Raw genomic sequence first — 18,970 nt, 5'->3', positions numbered from 1 at the left:
GCAGTTCGACTGCAGGCAGAACAACAAGGAAGAGATACTAACTTTGAGCAGCCACTACGAAGTCCTTGGAGTCGCTCCGGATGCCACCGGGGAAGAGATCAAGAAGGCCTACCGAAAGCTGGCCCGGACCCTTCACCCTGACGTCAATCCCGGTGAGGATGTTGCGGACCGCTTCAAGGCAGTGACCCATGCCTATGAAGTTCTCTCGGATCCCCAGAAGCGGCGGGTCTATGACACCACCGGAAACGAGAACGGCACGGACAACGGCTTCGGCGGGGGAGCGTACGCCGGGCAGGGCTTCGCCTTCCAGGACATCTTCGACACCTTCTTCGGCGCCGGCGGCACTACCGGCCCCGCGTCGAGGGTCCGGCGCGGGCAGGATGCGCTCATCAGCGTCCGGATCGAGCTCCGCGACGCCGTGTTCGGTGTCAACAAGAAGCTCGAAGTGGACACGGCGGTGGTCTGCCCCACCTGTGAAGGCTCGTGCTGCCAGCCCGGAACCCACCCCGAGCGCTGCGATATCTGCGGCGGCAGCGGCCAGGTCCAGAGGGCCGTGCGTTCAATCCTCGGCCAGGTCATGACCGCCGCTCCGTGCGGCACCTGCGAAGGTTTTGGAACCGTTATCAAGGACCCCTGCAACGAGTGCAGCGGACAGGGCCGGATCCGCAGCCGCCGTTCCCTGACCATCAAGGTTCCCGCCGGCGTCGCCACCGGGACACGCATCCAGCTCTCGGGCCAGGGCGAAGCCGGTCCCGCCGGCGGCCCCGCCGGCGATCTCTACGTGGAGATCCGCGTCAACAACGACGCCACCTACGTCCGGGAAGGCGACGACCTGCACGCCACCCTTAACATCCCCATGACGGCGGCCGCCCTGGGTACCGACGTGACCCTCGAAACCTTCGACGGAGCCCAGGAAATCGACGTCAAGCCCGGCACCCAGTCTGGAGAGATCATCACCCTGCGCGGCCTTGGCGTCACCCACCTGCGCGGGTACGGCCGCGGTGACCTGAAGGTCCACCTCCAGGTCGAGACGCCTGCGAAGCTTGATGCGGCGCAGGAAGACCTGCTGCGCCAGCTCGCCAAACTCCGCGGCGAGCAGATCACGGAGGGCAAGCTTGCTGCCGGCGGCGGCATGTTCGCCAAGCTCCGGGACCGGCTCGGTAACCTGTAGCGGTGAGCAACCCCGTCTTTTTCACTGCGCCCGGGTCCCTGGACCGGATGGTGCCGGGAGGGATTTTTGTCCTGGAGGGACCCGAGGCGCGGCACGCGGTCACGGTTAAGCGGCTCGCCCCGGGCGAGGCGGTGGACCTCGTGGACGGCGCCGGCACACGGATGAGCGGCAAGGTTACGGCCGCTTCCTCCTCGGGGCTTGACGTGGAATGCGCGTCCGTGGCTGTTGAGGACCGGCCACGCACCAGGCTGGTGCTGGTACAGGCCCTGGCCAAGGGCGACCGGGATGAGCTCGCCATCGAGACGGCCACCGAACTGGGGATCGATGCCGTTATCCCCTGGCAGTCCGAACGTTCCATCGTGCGCTGGAAGGGTGACCGGGCAGCCAAGGCACACGCCAAGTGGCAGTCCGTTGTCACCGCCGCCGCCAAGCAGGCCCGCCGTGCCTGGATCCCCGAGGTGCGGACCGCCGTCGACACCGCCGGCCTCGCCACCGCCGTCGAGGCGGCAGCCCTGGCCGTTGTCCTGCACGAGGACGCCGTGCGCCCCTTGCGTGCTGTCCTCGAAACATGGCTGGAAACGGGCGCTGCAGAAGGGGTGCGGGAAGTACTCCTGATCGTGGGACCCGAGGGCGGCATCAGCCAGCGTGAAGTGACTCGGCTGTGCGGCCAGGGTGCCGTGACGGCCCTCCTGGGGCACCATGTGCTGCGGTCATCAACAGCCGGTCCTGCCGCCGTCGTTCTTGCCAGCGACGTCCTGGGCCGCTGGGCCGCGCCGGTACTCTGAGCCAGCAACAGCGGGAGCTAGCGGACCCTGAAGCTCCGGGTGTCTTCGCTGCCGTCCTCCGTGCCCTCCGGGTTTGAGGTCTGGGCCACCCGGAGCTCGAAATCACCCTCGGGCAGGGTAAGGGCGAGGGTGAATACCCCCGCCTGGGCCGGGTCCGCGGCTGCCGTTGTTTCGCCAGTCAGGAAGGGCGTCTTGTTTCCGTCAGCTTCGGACCGCAGGATCTGCCAGCGGAGCTTGCCTCCCGGCACGGTGCTTCGCCCGGTGATCTTGACACTGCCGTCGCCCACTTCCACGTTTTCCTGGGGGTCGATAATCCAGACGGGAGCCACCAGTCCCGAGGTGCGGGCCATGAGGGAGCCCAGCTGAACATGGTTGAAGGCGACATAGTCAGTGTGTCCGTCCACGAGGATCCGGACGCGAATCTGCTGCCCGGAGTCGATCAGACCCGAGCTCGCGGCAGCAGCGGTTGCTGTATACACCAATTGCTGGATGGCCCGGGCGGCCATATCGGCGTCAAGGTTGCTGTTGAAGGCATCTTCCGAGACATCCACCGTGATGATGTCCTTGCCGGAAATCGAGGTGGCCAGCTGGCTGGGATTCTGCCACGGCGTAAAGAAGTCGGGATCCAGCGGCTTTTCGGACATCATTGCGCGCAGGGCCCGCGTCACGGGATTCTCCTGCTCGGGAACGTCCCGGAATTCCCGGTAAAGGAAGACATTGCTGTCGCTGCCGCCGATCCAGTAGACGGGTGCCTTATTGGAGGACTGGGTGGTCTCCAGGGGTGCGCTTGTGGATGGGGCACCGGAAGTGTTTCCCGGGCCGGCAGGGCTGGCGGACGGGATGCCCGTGGGGGCCGGGCCCGGTTCGGCGATGCAGCCCGCAAGGGCAGGGACTACCACCAGGAGACCGGCAAGGACCGCCGAACGGGCGCCGTTGAAGGCTCCTCGGGCGCGGCGGGGCGCTGCGGTTTCCGGCAACTTGATTGCCCTGTCCTTTCCTGGTCGGATAGGCCGATCCCCGGTCGGCCTTGGTGTTCCAGCATTCGGCTGGATTTCCAGCATTGCACAGCCCCGGGAAGCAGGCGCGCCGGGATGCGCTGACCCGTCCAACTGCAACTGGAACGATATGAGGCCGATATGAAGTTGATACCTAATGACGGGAACAGGCGTGGTGCCCGTGCCGGAGCGGACGGCAGCGTGGTGATGCGGTATGGGGTCAGCAGTGCCTGCTGGCGTAGGATGGAAGGTACCGCTGGAAGCGACGGCAGCAGCCGCCGCAAACCAGCCAACAGCTATTGTTTCGACATCGAGGGGATCACAGGCCTGCGGGCCAGTACTATGACTGAATCAGCTAACGGAAAGCGCAGGCTTGTCACCGGCGAGGGCGCAGCGGGGGAGTTTCCCCACACACTTCCCGGCGTCCGTACCGAAGTAGTCCTCTTCGACAATTCCGACCAGATGGTTCAGTCGCTGGGCAGCCACGACGAGGCGTTGCGGTTCATTGAAGAACAATTCCCTGCCGTCAATTTCCATGTCAGGGGAAACGAGCTCTCCATCAGCGGTCCGGCGGCGGACGTGCCGCGGATCATGCGGCTCCTGCACGAGGTCCGCGGACTCGTCGCGCGCGGTACGGTCATCAGCCCGGCCGTGCTGCAGCAGCTCGTGGCCCTTCTGCGTACCCAGTCCCTGCAGAATCCCGTGGATGTGCTGACCCACGACATCCTGTCCAGCCGCGGCAAGACCATACGACCGAAAACGCTGAACCAGAAGAATTACGTTGACGCCATCGACGCCAACACCGTCATCTTCGGAATCGGGCCCGCCGGAACCGGCAAGACCTACCTGGCAATGGCGAAAGCGGTTCAGGCCCTGCAGCAGAAGGAAGTCAGCCGGATCATCCTGACCCGCCCGGCAGTCGAAGCGGGGGAGCGGCTTGGCTTCCTTCCCGGCACGTTGAGCGACAAGATCGATCCCTACCTGCGTCCGCTGTACGATGCCCTGCACGACATGATGGATCCGGAATCGATTCCGCGGCTCATGGCGGCGGGGACCATCGAAGTCGCCCCGCTGGCCTATATGCGTGGCCGTACCCTCAACGACGCCTTCATCATCCTTGACGAGGCGCAGAACACCACGCCCGAGCAGATGAAAATGTTCCTCACCAGGCTCGGCTTCGGATCCAAAATGGTGGTCACGGGCGACATCACGCAGGTGGACCTGCCCTTCGGCACCCGCTCTGGCCTGCGGATCGTGGAAGAGATCCTGCAGGGCATCGATGATGTTAACTTCTCCGTTCTGGACGCGGCCGACGTCGTCCGGCACCGCCTGGTGGGCGATATCGTCAATGCCTACAGCGTCTGGGATGACGTCCAGCGCAGCCGGGTCAAGCATTCCTCAACCCGGGAAAAGCGGGGGGAACACGCGTGAGCATTGAGGTGAACAACGAATCCGGCGTCCAGGTGGACGAATCGCAGCTCGTTGCTTTATCCAGGTACATCTTCGAACAGCTTTACATTCATCCGCAGGCCGAATTGTCCATCCTCCTGGTGGACGAGCCCGCGATGGAGAAGCTTCACATTGAGCTGATGGATGAGCCCGGTTCCACTGACGTGCTGTCCGTCCCCATGGACGAGCTGACTCCGGGCACTCCGGACCGGCCCACGCCCCAGGGCATGCTCGGGGACATTGCAGTGTGCCCGCAGGTTGCCACCGTCCAGGCCCGGAACGCCGGCCACTCGCTGCAGGATGAGATGCTGTTGCTGACCACGCACGGCATCCTGCACCTGCTGGGCTACGACCATGCCGAGCCTGAGGAGAAGGCCGAGATGTTCGGCCTCCAGCGCGAACTCCTGTCCGGCTTCACCGGCAAAGAAGCGCCCGCCGAGACCATACAGTGACTCCCTTGCTCCTGGTCGCAATGGCCTTGGCTTTCCTGGGCATTGCGGCAGTACTGACGGCGGCTGAGGCCGCCTTCAACTTCCTCCCGCGGCACGACGCTGAAGAAGCACTCCTGAGAAGCCGCGGGACCGCCATGCGCCGGATCCTGGCGCAGCCCGTGGCTCACATCCGGGCGCTGCGGTTCTGGCGCATCTGGTTCGAGACGGCATCCGCTGTCGCTGTCGCTGTCCTGCTGTACAGCCTGCTCGACAACATCTGGCTGGCCGGGCTGGCTGCCACCGGCATCATGGCCCTACTGGGGTTCGTCATCGTGGGAGTCTCTCCCCGCCAGCTTGGAAGGCTCCACTCGGCTGCCGTTGTGCGCTTCACGGCACCGATGATCCGTTTCCTCACCTGGGTGCTGGGACCCATTCCGGGGTGGCTCGTGGCCCTGGGAAGCGCTGCGGCTCCCGGCGCGCCGGGCGGTGATGAGGCGTTCTTCAGTGAGCAGGAATTCCGCGAGCTCGTGGAACGGGCCAGCGAATCGGACATGATCGAGGACACCGAGGCTGAGATGATCCAGTCGGTCTTCGATTTCGGCGATACCCTGGTCCGGGCCGTTATGGTGCCGCGCACAGACATCCTCAGCATCGAAGCAGGCTCCAGCCTGCGCCGCGCCATGTCGCTCTTCCTGCGCTCGGGGTACTCCAGGATTCCTGTCATCGGGGAAGACACGGACCATATCCTCGGCATCGTCTACCTCAAGGACGTAGCGGCCGTCCTCCACGAGCTGGCCCCCGATGAGGAGCCGCCCCTGGTGGATTCGCTGGTCAGGGAGGTGCGGTATGTGCCTGAATCGAAGCAGGTCAGCGATTTGTTGCGGGAGTTGCAGAAGGAATCCACGCACGTGGCCATCGTGATCGACGAATATGGCGGTACCGCCGGACTTGTCACGCTCGAGGACCTGATCGAGGAGATCGTGGGCGAAATCGTCGACGAGTACGATACCGAAAGCGCGGAGGCTGTGGAGCTGGGCGACGGCTCCTACCGTGTGAGCGCCCGGATGAGCATCGATGACCTCGGTGAACTTTTTGACATCGAGCTCGACGACGACGAGGTGGACACCGTGGGCGGCCTCCTCGCCAAGGCGCTGGGCCGTGTGCCCATCGTCGGCAGCAGCGTCGAAGTTGACGGGGTTTCGCTGCGCGCCGAAAGGCTTGAGGGCCGCCGGAACCGTGTCAGCCACATCATTGCGGCGCAGGTTCCAAAAGTAGACATTGACCTTGAAGACCTCCTCCAAGAGGCGGAAGCAACCCAGCAGGGAGTTCCACGTGAGCAAGAAAAATAAGGCCGCAGGCGACGAGGATTTCGGCGGCTTCCGGGCAGGGTTTTCCGTCCTGGTGGGCCGCCCCAATGCCGGCAAGTCCACGCTGACAAACGCGCTGGTGGGCAAGAAGGTGGCTATTACCTCCGCCAAGCCGCAGACCACCCGCCACACCATCCGCGGGATCGTCCACCGCGAGGACGCACAGCTGATCCTTGTGGACACACCGGGCCTGCACCGTCCCCGCACGCTTTTGGGCAAGCGCCTGAACGACCTGGTAGCGGACACGCTCGCGGAGGTGGACGCCATCGGGTTCTGCCTGCCCGCCAACGAAAAAATCGGACCCGGCGACAAGTACATCGCCGCCCAGCTCGCCGCTGTGGGCCGACAGCCTGTCATTGCCATTGTCACCAAAACGGATCTGGTCGACCGGCAGGCGCTGACCGAGCAGCTGCTGGCTGTCGCTGCGCTGGGGCGGGAAGTGCTGGGGGAGGAAGGCTGGAAGGACATTGTTCCGGTGTCTGCCGCCGACGGCTTCCAGGTCAAAACCGTAGCTGACGTACTGATCAGCCACATGCCGCCGTCGCCCCCGCTCTACCCGGACGGCGAGCTGACCGACGAGCCTGAAGCCGTTATGGTCGCCGAGCTGGTCCGGGAAGCGGCGCTGGAAGGCGTCCGGGACGAACTGCCGCATTCCCTGGCGGTGGTGGTCGAAGAGATCGTGCCCCGGGAAGACCGTCCTGACGACAGCCCCCTGCTCGATGTGCGCGTGAACCTTTACGTCGAACGGCCGTCGCAGAAGGCCATCATCATCGGCAAGGGCGGCAGCCGGCTGCGTGAAGTAGGCACGAACGCACGCAAGGGAATCGAGGCGCTGCTGGGGACCCGCATCTACCTTGACCTGCACGTGAAGGTGGCCAAGGACTGGCAGCGGGATCCGAAACAGCTGGTCAAGCTGGGCTTCTGACGAATAAAAGACGTGCGGCCGCGGGGCCGTCCGGGGATTTCCCAGCCTGGGCCACTAAAATGGACCGAATTCAGAATCTAGAGGAAGGTTCACCACGTGGGGCGAGGCCGCGATAAGCGCGAAAACGGAGCTGACGTGTCAGCTGGGGGACCGGTATTCCGGCACGCGGAGGATGGCACCGTTGGAGCCGCCCGCCACCTTGGCCCTTTCCGCAGGATGCCGCTGTGGCTGAAAATCACCACAGGCGTGCTGTCGGTGGCCCTCGTGGGTGCCCTAGCGTTCGCGGGATTCTGGTTTTTGCGTCTCCAGAACAACCTCTCCAAAGCTCCGTTGAATGCGGGCGGTGGCAACGCCGAACCGGTGAGCGAAGCGACCGGGCGGATGCAGATCCTGATCCTGGGCTCGGACACCCGCGACGGCAAGAACGCCGGGTACGGCAACGCGGACGATTCCAAGGGATACGGCAAGTCCGACGTCATGATGCTGATGGACATTTCCGAGGACAACAAGCGCGTCAGTGTCATCAGTTTCCCGCGCGACCTGCTGGTGGACATTCCCGAGTGCACGGACGGGGAGACCAAGCAGACTTTTCCCGCCCGGAGCGGTGTGATGATCAACGAAGCGATGAACGAGGCCGGTATTGGCTGCGCCGTGGACACCGTAAACCAGCTGACCGGACTGGAAGTGGACCACTTCATGATGGCCGACTTCAATGCAGTGAAGGAACTCTCCAAGGCAGTGGGCGGCGTGAACGTATGCATCAGTGACGCGGTCCATGATCCCGATTCCGGGCTCCGGCTCCCCAAAGGCACGTCCGCGGTTGAGGGTGAGATGGCCCTCGCCTTCCTGCGGACCCGCCATGCATTTGCCGATGGCGGCGACTTGGGACGCATCAAGGCCCAGCAGGGGTTCCTGTCCTCCCTGACGCGGAAGATCAAAGATGAGGGAACCCTGTCCGACCCCGGCAAGATGCTGAAGATCGCCGATGTCGTCACGCAGAACCTCACGGTGGACGAGGGGCTGGCGTCAGTTCCCAGCCTGCTCACCATCGGCAACCGGCTCAAGGACATCGACATCAGCAAGGTCGCGTTCGCGGCGGTTCCCACCACGCCCGCCCTTATTGACCCGAACAGGCTCCAGATCGCCGAACCGGCCGGCTCCCAGTTATTCGCCGCGATGCGGCAGGATATTGACCTGACCGACCCCACCGCGCCGGCCACACCTGCGCCCTCAAAAACCGCTGCTCCACCCACGGCGGCTCCCAGTAAGACGGCTCCTCCGCTGCCGCCCTACGACAAGGCGATCCAGCCTGTCACGGTGGCCAACGGCAGCGGCGTGCCAGGGCGGGCACAGGAAATTCTGCAGGCCCTGATTGGCGGCGGATTCTCGCAGGCGGCACAGTTTGAGGCGACGGCCGTGGAACAGTCCGCTGTCTACTATGGCGCCGGCTTCGAGGACGTGGCAGTTGACGTTGCGGCGATGCTCAAAATCCCGGCGGCGCAGACGCTGCTGGCTCCGGCAGTGTCCGGTGTCCAGGTTTACCTGGGTACCGACTTCACCTCAGGTGCCACTTACGGCGGCTCGGTGGCGCTGCCGAAAGACGTCGTCAACCAGACAGCCGGGGACACCCTTTGCCAACCGGCCAACCCGTTCCTCATCGTGCCCAGCTAGCCAACGACGCCTTTAAGCGTCAAATAAACTGGGGCCCGCCGTGAGTAGCAACGGTGGGCCCCAGTTTTGTTTGTCACCAGATGCTGACGCGCTCCTCCGGCGATATCCACATGCCGTCCTGGTCGGTGACCTCAAAGGCGTCGTGGAAGGCGTCCAGGTTCTTGACGATCGCATTGGTCCGGAACTCGTTGGGCGAATGCGGGTCCGTTGCCAGCCTGCGGATGGCTTCCTCGGTCCGGATCACCTGCCGCCAGCCTGCTGCCCAGGACGCAAAGAAGCGCTGGTGCCCCGTGAGGCCATCCTGGACCTCGGGTTCCTTGCCGTCGAGACTGATCAGGTAGGCCTTGTAGGCGATGGCAAGTCCGGCGAGGTCGCCGATGTTTTCGCCGAGCGTGAGGCGTCCGTTGACGTTGTGTCCCGGCGCAGCGTACGGGGAAAGTGCATCGTATTGTGCCACCAGTTTGGCGGTGAGCTTTTCAAAGGCCTGGCGGTCCTCGTCGGTCCACCAGTTCCGCAGCGCCCCGCTTCCGTCGAACTGTGACCCCTGGTCGTCAAACCCGTGGCCGATTTCGTGCCCGATGACTGCCCCGATGCCGCCATAGTTCACGGCGTCATCCGCGTCGGCAGTGAAAAACGGGGGCTGGAGGATCGCCGCCGGGAAGACAATTTCGTTCATCATCGGGTGGTAATAGGCGTTGACCGTTTGCGGGGTCATCAGCCACTTGTTGCGGTCCACCGGCTTGCCCACCTCATCAAGGTGCCGGTCGACGTCGGCATTGTGTGCCCGTTCCACGTTGCCCAGCAGATCGGCGGGGTCGATCTGCACTGCGGAGTAGTCGATCCACTCCTCCGGGTAACCGATTTTGGCCCGGAACCCCTCCAGCTTCCGCAGTGCCTCGGCCTTGGTGTCCTCGCCCATCCAGCCGACGGCGGTAATGCTCCGGCGGTAGGCCTCAATAAGGTTGGCGACGAGCGCCTGCATGCGGGCCTTGTGTGTTTCGGGGAAGTGCCGCGCAACATAGATCTGTCCCACCGCTTCGCCGAGGCCGCCTTCCACCACGCCCACGCCGCGCTTCCAGCGGTCCTTGTTCCGTGGGGTGCCGCTGATGGTGGTTCCGTAGAACGCGAAGTTGGCGTCAACGAAGGCCGAGGACAGGTAGGGGGCTGCGGCGCTGACAACCCGCATGGCCAGCCATTCCTGCCAGTAAGCCAGCGGTTCGGACTCAAGAAGGCCGGCGGCGCCGTGGAAGAACGGGGGAGTGCTCACCACGATCTCCTGCCGCTTCTCCTCATCAATTCCTGCGGCGTCGAACCAGGTTGGAAGCAGCGGGAACAGGGCGGAGGCCTCGTCCGCGGACTTCAGGTTGTATGTCTTTTGCGGATCCCGAAGGGTGACGTTATCCCAATGGTGGGACGCCAGCTTGGTCTCGAGTGCTACCACCCGCCCGGCAGCAGCATCCGCGTCCGGAATGCCTGCCAGGCCAAGCATCGTCTTGACGTGTGCGCCATAGGCGGCGACCATCGGTGCGAACTTTTCTTCGCGGTAGTAGGACTCGTCGGGCAGTCCGAGACCGCCCTGGCCGGTGTAGAGAAGGACCCTGTCCGGGTTGCCGGCGTCCGGAGCGGGGTAGATGTAGAAGAGTCCGTTTACATCAGCCCGGAACAGGCGGCCTGCGAGTGCAATCAGGTCGGTCACGGAAGTGGTGGCAAAAACGTCCGCGAGCCGCTGGCGGACCGGTTCCATGCCCTTGGCTTCCACTGCAGCTTCGTCCATGAAGCTGTTGTAGAGGTCTCCGACCTTCTGCTCGATGCCGCTGGCGGACGCGCCCTTCGCCGCTGCTTCTTCGATGATGTCGCGGACGGCGATTTCAGAACCGTCCCGCAAAGCGGTGAATGTGCCCTCAAGGGGCCGGTCATCGGGAATTTCGGTAGCCTTCAGCCAGGCGCCGTTCACGTGCTGGTAGAGGTCATCCTGCGGCCGGACGGTGTTATCAAAGGTGGACAGGTCGATCCCCGAAATGGGCACGAGAGCTCCTTTTTACGCAGACGACGTCGACAAATACCGGTCGGCGTCTGCATGGTGGACGTAACGGACGGTACAGCCCTTTCATCTTACGCACCCGTGTTACTCTCAAATGGTGCGTGCAGAGCTTCTTCTTCTTAGCTGCCGCGGCGAGGCCTCAGACGCGATCTAGCGCAAGGCCCACCCTCGCTGCGGAGTTTGTGTTGCCCGGCCACCCTTTCAAAGAAGAACCACAGAAAAGGCCCCGATAGTAATGCGAAACGCACAGAAGTCCTCCGGAATGCCCGCCCACCGCTACACCCCGTTCCAGGAACAGATCAAAGTTGAGCTGCCGGACCGCACGTGGCCGGACAAGCTGATCACCAAGGCCCCGCGCTGGTGCGCAGTGGACCTGCGCGACGGCAACCAGGCGCTGATCGACCCCATGAGCCCGGCCCGCAAGATGAAGATGTTCGATCTGCTGGTCCGCATGGGCTACAAGGAGATCGAGGTAGGTTTCCCGTCCGCGTCCCAGACGGACTTCGACTTTGTCCGGCAGCTCATCGAGGGCAACCACATCCCGGACGACGTCACCATCCAGGTCCTGACCCAGGCCCGCGAGCACCTGATCGAGCGGACGTACGAGTCCTTGGTGGGTGCCAGGCAGGCCATCGTCCACCTCTACAACTCCACCTCCGTCCTGCAGCGCCGTGTGGTCTTCAACCAGGATGAGGACGGGATCCTGGACATCGCCCTCCAGGGTGCGCGGCTGTGCAAAAAGTACGAAGAGACCCTCGTGGACACGCACGTGACCTACGAGTACTCTCCGGAGTCGTTCACCGGCACTGAGCTCGAATATGCGGTGCGGGTATGCAACGCCGTCGCCGACGTTTTTGAGGCTTCTGCGGACCGCCAGGTCATCATCAACCTGCCTGCCACCGTGGAAATGGCCACTCCCAACATTTACGCTGACTCGATCGAGTGGATGAGCCGCCACCTGCACCCGCGCGAAGGCATCATCCTGTCCCTGCACCCCCACAATGACCGTGGAACGGGCGTTGCGGCCGCCGAACTGGGCTACATGGCCGGGGCCGACCGGATTGAAGGCTGCCTCTTCGGCAACGGCGAGCGGACCGGCAACGTGGACCTGGTCACCCTGGGCCTGAACCTCTTTGTGCAGGGCATCGACCCCATGATCGACTTCTCCAACATCGACGATATCCGCCGGACCGTGGAGTACTGCAACCAGCTGCCCGTCGCCGAGCGTTCACCCTACGGCGGCGACCTCGTCTTCACGGCGTTCTCCGGCTCGCACCAGGACGCCATCAAGAAGGGCTTCGAGGCTCTCGAACGTGATGCAGCCGCTGCCGGCAAGGACGTTTCCGACTTCACCTGGCAAGTCCCGTACCTGCCGGTTGATCCCAAGGACCTGGGCCGCAGCTATGAGGCTGTTATCCGGGTCAACTCGCAGTCCGGAAAGGGCGGCGTTGCCTATCTGCTCAAGAATGAGCACAGCCTGGACCTGCCGCGTCGCGCCCAGATCGAATTCTCCGGTGTTATCCAGAAGCGCACGGACACGGTGGGTGGCGAAGTCAGCGGGGCCCAGCTGTGGCAGGTTTTCCAGGATGAATACCTGCCCTCCGGCAAGTCGGACGGACAGTGGGGCCGTTACTCCCTGGGCTCCGTCAGCACTGAGACCGATGACGACGGCGGCATGACGCTTCACGCCGCCCTCACCGTGGACGGCGTCCAGGTCCGCCGCACCGGCACGGGAAATGGCCCTATCGCGGCCCTGCTGAGCATCCTCCGTGAAGACGGCGTGGATGTGCGCGTGCTGGATTACAGTGAGCATGCCCTCTCCGAGGGTGGCAACGCTATGGCCGCCGCCTACGTGGAGTGCGCAGTGGGGGAGCGCGTGCTGTGGGGCGTCGGCATTGACGCCAACACCAGCATGTCTTCACTGAAGGCTGTTATTTCTGCCGTGAACCGGGCGATCCGGGACGCCCAGGCCTGAGGCATCGGGTTGTGCCGCCGGATTCGCCCGGCGGCACAACGGCACCCCGTCCGATGGTCCGGCAGGGCAGTGCCCGCAAAGGATGGGAAGATAAAGGCGTGGCCCAACCCTCTTTCGCTTCCCGCGCGTACCGGGACGACGCGGTCGTGCTCCGTACCCACAAACTGGGTGAGGCGGACCGCATCATCACGCTGCTGACCAAACACCACGGCCAGGTCCGTGCTGTCGCAAAAGGAGTCCGGCGCACCAGCAGCCGCTTCGGCGCGCGCCTTGAGCCCTTTATGGTGGCGGACCTGCAGCTTGTATCCGGAAAAACGCTGGACATCGTCACCCAGGCCGTGGCCAAAGGGGCCTACGGCGGAGACATCGCGTCCGACTACGGCCGCTACACCGTAGCTGCCGCTATGACGGAGACGGCGGAAAAGCTCACCGACGTCGACGGCGAATCCGGAACCGCCCAGTACAACCTGCTGGTCGGCGCCCTGGCGTCGCTGAGCCGGAACGAACATGCCGCCGGGCTGATCCTTGATTCCTACCTGCTGCGGGCACTCGCCACCGGCGGTTGGGCGCCCAGCTTCACGGATTGCGCCCGCTGCGGGCTGCCGGGCCCGCACAGTGCCTTTTCCGCGCCTCTCGGTGGGATGGTCTGCCCCGGCTGCCGGCCTCCCGGGTCACCGGCACCCGCGCCGGAAACAGTGGTGCTGCTCGCGGCGCTGCTCACCGGTGCCTGGGCCACCGCGGATGCTTCCTTGCCCCTGCACCGCAAGGAGGCCGCCGGCCTGGTGGCCGCCTACCTGCAATGGCATCTTGAACGAGTACTGAAGTCCCTCAAACATGTGGAGCGCAGCTGACAGTGGCCCTGGGAAAAAAGAACAACGCACCCCGAAAGCGCAGCCAGCCGGTGGTTGCCCCGTACCCGCATTCATCAGGCGCGGTGGCACCTTCCATCCCGGCGGAATTCATACCCCGGCATGTCGCCATTGTGATGGACGGCAACGGCCGGTGGGCAAACCAGCGCGGACTGCCGAGGATAGAAGGCCATAAGGCCGGCGAGCCTGCCCTGCTGGACGTCATGGCAGGGGCAATCGAGCTGGGCGTTGAGTACGTCAGTGTCTATGCCTTCTCCACGGAGAACTGGCGCCGCTCCCCGGAGGAAGTCCGCTTCCTCATGGGATTTAACAAGGATGTGCTCCGAAGGCAGCGGAACCAGCTGGACGAATGGGGCGTACGGGTCCGGTGGTCCGGACGGCGGCCGCGGCTCTGGGGCTCGGTGATCCGGGAGCTTGAAGAGGCTGAAGAGTTCACCGCCGGCAACAGCACCTGCACGTTGACCATGTGTGTTAATTACGGCGGCAGGGCGGAAATCACGGACGCCGTCTCAGCCATTGCCGCCGAAGTTGCTGCCGGCAGGCTCAAGCCCGGTGCCATCAGCGAACGCACCATCCAAAAGTACCTCGATGAGCCGGACCTTCCGGACGTGGACCTTTTCCTGCGCAGCTCGGGGGAGCAGCGGCTCTCCAACTTCCTGCTCTGGCAGTCCGCCTATGCCGAGTTCGTCTTTATGGACACCCTCTGGCCTGACGTCGACCGCAGGACGCTGTGGGCGGCAGTGGAAGAATACGCCCAGCGGGACCGCAGGTATGGCGGCGCAGTGGACGCGGCGAAGCCTGTCAACGGGGCGGGCCCGGCGCAGTAGCACGGTCAGGAACATGGCCCGTTCAGGGCTGTTGCGGACTTTCTCCCTCTGCCAGGTCCCCGTAGGCGCGGAGCCAGCGCGCCAGCCGCGCGTAGGCGTCGGCGCGCACGGCGGCGGGGGAGAGGAACACATCGTGCAGGGCACCCTCGATCCGTTCGACCGTCACTGTGCGCCCCAAGGTGAGGGCACGGGCAGCAATAACGTTGACGTCAAGGACAGCGTCCGTCCGCCGCATCTCTTCGGACCAGAAGAGCCCGTTCGCACTTCCCCGGGAGAGCAGCACCAGGATGGGCACCTCGATGTTGAGGCCCCGTGCCACCTTGGTGTGGCCCGCGAGTACCGCGCTGAGCCAACCGGCGCGCACCGGGAACGCCATGGGTGGACGGTAGCGGTCATCCAGCGACCATTCCCCGTCCGCAGAATTGCTGATGGTGCGCCAGTAGAAACCCCGTTCCGGAAGCCTCAGCACAGCCTCGGGCCGGAAGCGGGCCACCGGTCCCACCATGCTTGAGGCCGCGCGCCGGACCAGCGCGCTTCCATGCATTTCCAGCCATGGGCTGTTGAGGATGAGCTGCGACACCGCCCCGGGATGCCTGCTGGCCCACAGGGCCGCCACCAGCCCTCCTGTTGAATGCCCCATCAGGGTGAGCGGACGGGTAACACCCCCCTGGCGGATCAGGCGGCCCGCCATGTCAATCTCGGCGTCATAGTCGGCGAGGTTCGAGACGTAACCGCCCGGAGACTCCGGACGCAGGCTGCGGCCGTGGTTGTGCATGTCCAGTGCGTAGAAGTCATAGCCGGCCGAGGACCAGAAGCGGGCAAGGTCCACGTTGAAGAAATAGTCACTCCAGCCGTGCAGGAAGAGGACCGCCCTGCGGAGCCCGGACGAGGGGAAGACTTCAGCTACGGCAGGCCGGAACCGTACTAGGGTGGCGGTCCGCTCCACACCGTCATCTCCGGCGGCGGTGAAGGCATGGGACTCGAATTCCTCGCCCAAGATGTCCCGCTGCCATTCCATGGCTTTATGCTATTCCGCCAGCGGAACAGTGTGCGTCATTTTGGTGCGTGCTCATTTTGGTGTGTGCCCGCCAAGACGGAAGACTGGAGGCATGCGCGTTTATCCCACATTCTTCAGGCTGGCCTTTTCATGGATGGACGCCGAGCGCGCCCACAAGATCGGCTTCAAGGCCATCAGGTTGGCGCACCGTTCCGGGGCAGGGAGGGCCCTTGAGAAACTGACGGCACCCGCACCGTCGCTACAGACAACAGCCTTCGGCCTGACCTTTCCGTCGCCCTTCGGGCTTGCGGCCGGCTTCGACAAGGAAGGCCATGGCATAGAGGCACTAAGCCAACTCGGGTTCGGCCATGTCGAGGTGGGTACCATCACCGGGCAGGCCCAGCCGGGAAACGAAAAGCCGCGCCTCTTCCGCCTGGTGCAGGACCGTGCCGTGATCAACAGGATGGGATTCAATAACGACGGCGCCACCGCCGTTGCGCCGCGCCTCAAGGCAGCCCGTGCGGGGCTACAGCGCAGGCACCCCGCGGTGCGTCCCGTGATCGGCGTCAACATCGGCAAGACGAAGGTGGTTGACCTGGCAGATGCGGTGGAGGACTACCTCGTGAGTGCACGCAGCCTCGCGCCGGCCGCTGACTACCTCGTGGTCAATGTCAGTTCGCCCAACACACCCGGCCTTCGGCTCCTGCAGGACGTGGAAACGCTTCGGCCGCTGCTGACCGCCGTCGGACAGGAAGCGGACCGGGCAGCGGGCCGCCACGTCCCACTGCTGGTGAAAATCGCCCCGGACCTGAGCGACGAGGACATCGACGACGTCGCCCGTCTTGCCCTCGACCTGAAGCTGGACGGCATCATCGCCACCAACACCACCATCGGCAGGACGGGGCTGGCTTCCCCGGCGGAGCAGGTGGAAAAATGCGGTGCGGGCGGGCTCTCCGGCGCTCCGCTCAAACGGCGGTCCCTTGAAGTGCTGCGCAGGCTCAAACAGGTGACCGGGGACGCCCTTACCCTGGTGGCTGTGGGCGGCGTGGAAACAGCGCAGGATGTCCAGGACAGGCTGGATGCCGGGGCAACCCTGGTTCAGGGCTATACCGCTTTCCTCTACCAGGGACCGTTCTGGGCATCCCGCATCAACCGGCAGTTGGCAAAGAACCGGCGTCCCTAGGCGGCGCCGGCGCGCTGGAGCGGCCACGCCCGTAGCTTGCAGCCAGCACCCAGCCAGCTGCAACGAAACCCCGGCGGAAATTCCGCCGGGGTTTCGTTATCTGTTGAAGGGGGACGCAGGAAGACGTCAGGCCGGGTACTGTCCGCGCTTGACCTGCGGCTTGGGCAGCCGCAGCTTCCGGAACTGCAGGGAGCGCATGGAGCCGTACCAGACGGTGCCGCGCTCCACCTCACCGAACTTTTCGGTCAACCGCTTGCGGAGCTTGCGGGACAGGATGAAAACGTCTACGAAGACGGCCAGGAACATCACCCAAAAACCGCCCAAAACATAAATCATCAGGTCGCTGGACGCCGGCACCACCAGGGATACCAGGACAAATACCAGGGCGCCGAACATCAGGTATTCCCCGAGGCTGAACCTGGCGTCCACATAGTCACGGGTAAACCGCTTCTGGGGGCCCTTGTCGCGCAGGGGCAGGAACTTCTCATCACCGGTGTCCAGGGCCTGGCGCATTTTGAGCCGCTGGTCCTGGATGACCTGGCGCTCGGCAGCCTTCGACGCTTTGCGGTCCTCCGGCACCAACGGGCGCCGGCGCGCAGCTTCCTGGGCCTTGCGGGTTGGCGTGGGGGCTCCTTTGCCGGCTATGCCGTTCTGCCGTGCCGCAGCTTCCGCAGCCAGCTGGTCTGATATTTCCTGCGCCGAGGGCGCTTCCTTTTTACGTCCGAACACCTGACCAGAATACCTTGCGGGACGGCCCGGCCCTCCTGCCCGCGGCCGGGGCGGCCATGGCCTTTAATGTGACGAGGGTAATGTTTTTGCCATGACCTCATCTGCAACAACTACCCCCGACAACATTGACGGCCCCACACCTTTGGGCCTCAACTCAAATTCCGTCACGGACGACCTCCGGGCAGCAATCGATCGCTCATATGACGCCACGCTGGCCCACCTTAAAGAACTGGTCGCAATTCCGGGGATCGCCTGGCCCAGTTTCGACCGTGCGCCGCTCGAACGCAGCGCCGAAGCCGTGGCAGAGCTCCTCCGCGCCACGGGCCTTGAGGAGGTGCAAATCCTGGGCTGCGACAAGCCGGACGGCACTCCGGGCGGCCCCGCCGTCGTCGCCCGCCGGCCTGCCGCGGACGGCAAGCCGACCATCCTGCTCTATGCGCACCATGATGTCCAGCCCGCGGGGGACGAGGGGTTGTGGGGGAGCGCACCCTTCACCGCTGTTGAGAAGGACGGGCGCCTCTATGGCCGCGGCGCCGCGGATGACAAAGCCGGCATCATGGCCCACATCGCTGCCTATGCAGCGGCCTCTGAGGTTTTGGGAGCCGGCCTGGGCCTCGGTGTGACGTTCTTTATCGAGGGCGAGGAGGAAGCAGGTTCTCCCACGTTCCGTCCTTTCCTGGAGGCCCACCGGGACCTGCTCCGCGCTGATGTCATCGTCGTCGCCGATTCCAGCAACTGGAAGGTTGGCGTTCCGGCCCTGACAACAAGCCTGCGGGGGCTGGTGGACGGGACAATCGAAGTCCAGGTCCTGGAGCACGCGGTCCATTCAGGAATGTTCGGGGGACCTGTTTTGGATGCCCCCACCCTGTTGTCCCGCCTGATCGCCACCCTCCATGACGACGACGGAAACGTCGCCATCCAGGGGCTCGTCGCCTTCGACAATGCGACGGTGGAGTTCCCGGAGGCCGACTACCGCGCAGATGCTTCAGTGCTCGACGGCGTCCGCCTCGCCGGCTCGGGCAGCATTGCATCGCGGCTCTGGACCAAGCCGGCGCTGTCCATCATCGGTTTTGACGCACCTGCCGTGGACGTGGCTTCAAATACGCTGCTGCCGAGGGCGCGGGCCAAGTTCAGCCTGCGGCTGGCGCCGGGGCAGATCCCCGAAGAAGCGATGGAGGCCGTCCGCAGGCACGTGGAGATGCACGCTCCCTTCGGAGCCAAAGTCACCTTCACGCCTGGAGAAAGCGGCAACCCCTTCCAAACGGACACTTCTTCGGCCGCCGCCGGGCTGGCAATGTGGGCCCTGGGAGAGGCTTGGGGCGTTCAGGCAGTGGAGACAGGAATCGGCGGCTCCATTCCGTTTATTGCCGACCTCACGGAGGTCTACCCGGACGTGCAGATCCTGGTGACGGGTGTGGAAGACCCGGACTCCAGGGCGCACAGCGCCAACGAGTCACTGCACCTTGGCGATTTCCGGAAAGCCATCCTCGCGGAAGCATTGTTGCTGTCCCGCCTGAACGACGGCCTCTAGGAACCGGCGGTACTCAAACGGCGG

General features: G+C 64.5%; 16 protein-coding genes. 12 read left to right on the top strand and 4 right to left on the bottom strand.

Translation table 11 applies throughout. The annotated features are described in order from the left end of the window. The first annotated feature begins 43 nt into the window (after positions 1-43). On the top strand, positions 44-1,171 hold the full coding sequence (dnaJ, locus tag CXQ88_RS10020; protein WP_104044016.1) for a molecular chaperone DnaJ: 1,128 nt from the start codon (positions 44-46) through the stop codon (positions 1,169-1,171). A 2-nt stretch (positions 1,172-1,173) separates the two neighbouring features. Then, positions 1,174-1,956, top strand: coding sequence for a 16S rRNA (uracil(1498)-N(3))-methyltransferase (locus CXQ88_RS10015; RefSeq protein ID WP_104044015.1), 783 nt, complete (start codon positions 1,174-1,176; stop codon positions 1,954-1,956). Between the two features lie 17 nt (positions 1,957-1,973). Here CXQ88_RS10015 and CXQ88_RS10010 read toward each other — a convergent pair whose 3' ends face one another. Continuing rightward, on the bottom strand, positions 1,974-2,933 hold the full coding sequence (locus CXQ88_RS10010; RefSeq protein ID WP_258061801.1) for a GerMN domain-containing protein: 960 nt from the start codon (positions 2,931-2,933) through the stop codon (positions 1,974-1,976). 360 nt (positions 2,934-3,293) lie between these two features. Between CXQ88_RS10010 and CXQ88_RS10005 the strand changes: the two genes are divergently transcribed. The 5 genes from CXQ88_RS10005 (at position 3,294) to CXQ88_RS09985 (ending at position 8,794) form a co-directional block, all read left to right on the top strand. Then, complete coding sequence (locus CXQ88_RS10005; protein ID WP_104044076.1) at positions 3,294-4,382, top strand: PhoH family protein; 1,089 nt, start codon at positions 3,294-3,296, stop codon at positions 4,380-4,382. Further along, positions 4,379-4,852 carry an rRNA maturation RNase YbeY gene (gene ybeY / locus CXQ88_RS10000; RefSeq protein ID WP_104044013.1) on the top strand — a complete coding sequence of 158 codons (474 nt, stop codon included), beginning with the start codon at positions 4,379-4,381 and terminating at the stop codon, positions 4,850-4,852. The genes CXQ88_RS10005 and ybeY overlap by 4 nt, the downstream gene beginning before the upstream one ends. Next, positions 4,849-6,180, top strand: coding sequence for a hemolysin family protein (locus CXQ88_RS09995; protein WP_104044012.1), 1,332 nt, complete (start codon positions 4,849-4,851; stop codon positions 6,178-6,180). The genes ybeY and CXQ88_RS09995 overlap by 4 nt, the downstream gene beginning before the upstream one ends. Then, positions 6,164-7,123: a GTPase Era gene (gene era, locus CXQ88_RS09990; RefSeq protein WP_104044011.1), complete on the top strand. Its 960-nt coding sequence runs from the start codon at positions 6,164-6,166 to the stop codon at positions 7,121-7,123. Before CXQ88_RS09995 ends, era begins: the two co-directional genes overlap by 17 nt. A 216-nt stretch (positions 7,124-7,339) precedes the next feature. Continuing rightward, a complete protein-coding gene (locus CXQ88_RS09985; protein ID WP_104044010.1) occupies positions 7,340-8,794 on the top strand; it encodes an LCP family protein in 1,455 nt (484 codons plus the stop codon). A 73-nt stretch (positions 8,795-8,867) separates the two neighbouring features. On the opposite strand, the gene CXQ88_RS09980 is transcribed toward CXQ88_RS09985, so the two are convergent. Continuing rightward, positions 8,868-10,820, bottom strand: a complete 1,953-nt coding sequence (locus CXQ88_RS09980; protein WP_104044009.1) for a M13 family metallopeptidase — start codon at positions 10,818-10,820, stop codon at positions 8,868-8,870. 250 nt (positions 10,821-11,070) lie between these two features. Between CXQ88_RS09980 and leuA the strand changes: the two genes are divergently transcribed. From leuA to CXQ88_RS09965, 3 genes are all read left to right on the top strand, one after another. Beyond that, positions 11,071-12,810 (top strand): 2-isopropylmalate synthase, encoded by a 1,740-nt coding sequence (leuA, locus tag CXQ88_RS09975; protein WP_104044008.1) that lies wholly within the window; start codon positions 11,071-11,073, stop codon positions 12,808-12,810. A gap of 98 nt (positions 12,811-12,908) precedes the next feature. Then, a complete protein-coding gene (recO, locus tag CXQ88_RS09970) occupies positions 12,909-13,661 on the top strand; it encodes a DNA repair protein RecO (RefSeq protein ID WP_104044075.1) in 753 nt (250 codons plus the stop codon). Positions 13,662-13,663: 2 nt separating this feature from the next. Then, positions 13,664-14,506, top strand: a complete 843-nt coding sequence (locus CXQ88_RS09965; RefSeq protein ID WP_104044007.1) for an isoprenyl transferase — start codon at positions 13,664-13,666, stop codon at positions 14,504-14,506. A 22-nt stretch (positions 14,507-14,528) separates the two neighbouring features. Here the strand turns inward: CXQ88_RS09965 and CXQ88_RS09960 are convergent, their stop codons facing one another. Then, positions 14,529-15,524 carry an alpha/beta hydrolase gene (locus CXQ88_RS09960; RefSeq protein ID WP_104044006.1) on the bottom strand — a complete coding sequence of 332 codons (996 nt, stop codon included), beginning with the start codon at positions 15,522-15,524 and terminating at the stop codon, positions 14,529-14,531. A 91-nt stretch (positions 15,525-15,615) separates the two neighbouring features. On the opposite strand from CXQ88_RS09960, the gene CXQ88_RS09955 reads away from it, so the two are divergent. Next, positions 15,616-16,686, top strand: coding sequence for a quinone-dependent dihydroorotate dehydrogenase (locus tag CXQ88_RS09955; RefSeq protein ID WP_104044005.1), 1,071 nt, complete (start codon positions 15,616-15,618; stop codon positions 16,684-16,686). A gap of 126 nt (positions 16,687-16,812) precedes the next feature. On the opposite strand, the gene CXQ88_RS09950 is transcribed toward CXQ88_RS09955, so the two are convergent. Next, positions 16,813-17,415, bottom strand: coding sequence for a DUF3043 domain-containing protein (locus tag CXQ88_RS09950; RefSeq protein WP_104044004.1), 603 nt, complete (start codon positions 17,413-17,415; stop codon positions 16,813-16,815). Positions 17,416-17,506: 91 nt separating this feature from the next. Here CXQ88_RS09950 and CXQ88_RS09945 point away from each other — a divergent pair, with 91 nt between their 5' ends. Continuing rightward, positions 17,507-18,946, top strand: coding sequence for a dipeptidase (locus tag CXQ88_RS09945; protein ID WP_104044003.1), 1,440 nt, complete (start codon positions 17,507-17,509; stop codon positions 18,944-18,946). The last annotated feature ends 24 nt before the right edge of the window (positions 18,947-18,970 follow it).

It is taken from the genome of Arthrobacter sp. ZGTC412 (assembly GCF_002929215.1).
Taxonomy (GTDB): domain Bacteria; phylum Actinomycetota; class Actinomycetes; order Actinomycetales; family Micrococcaceae; genus Arthrobacter.
Note: the sequence above shows the minus strand (reverse complement) of the source record. Positions and strands in the feature narration are given on the sequence as shown.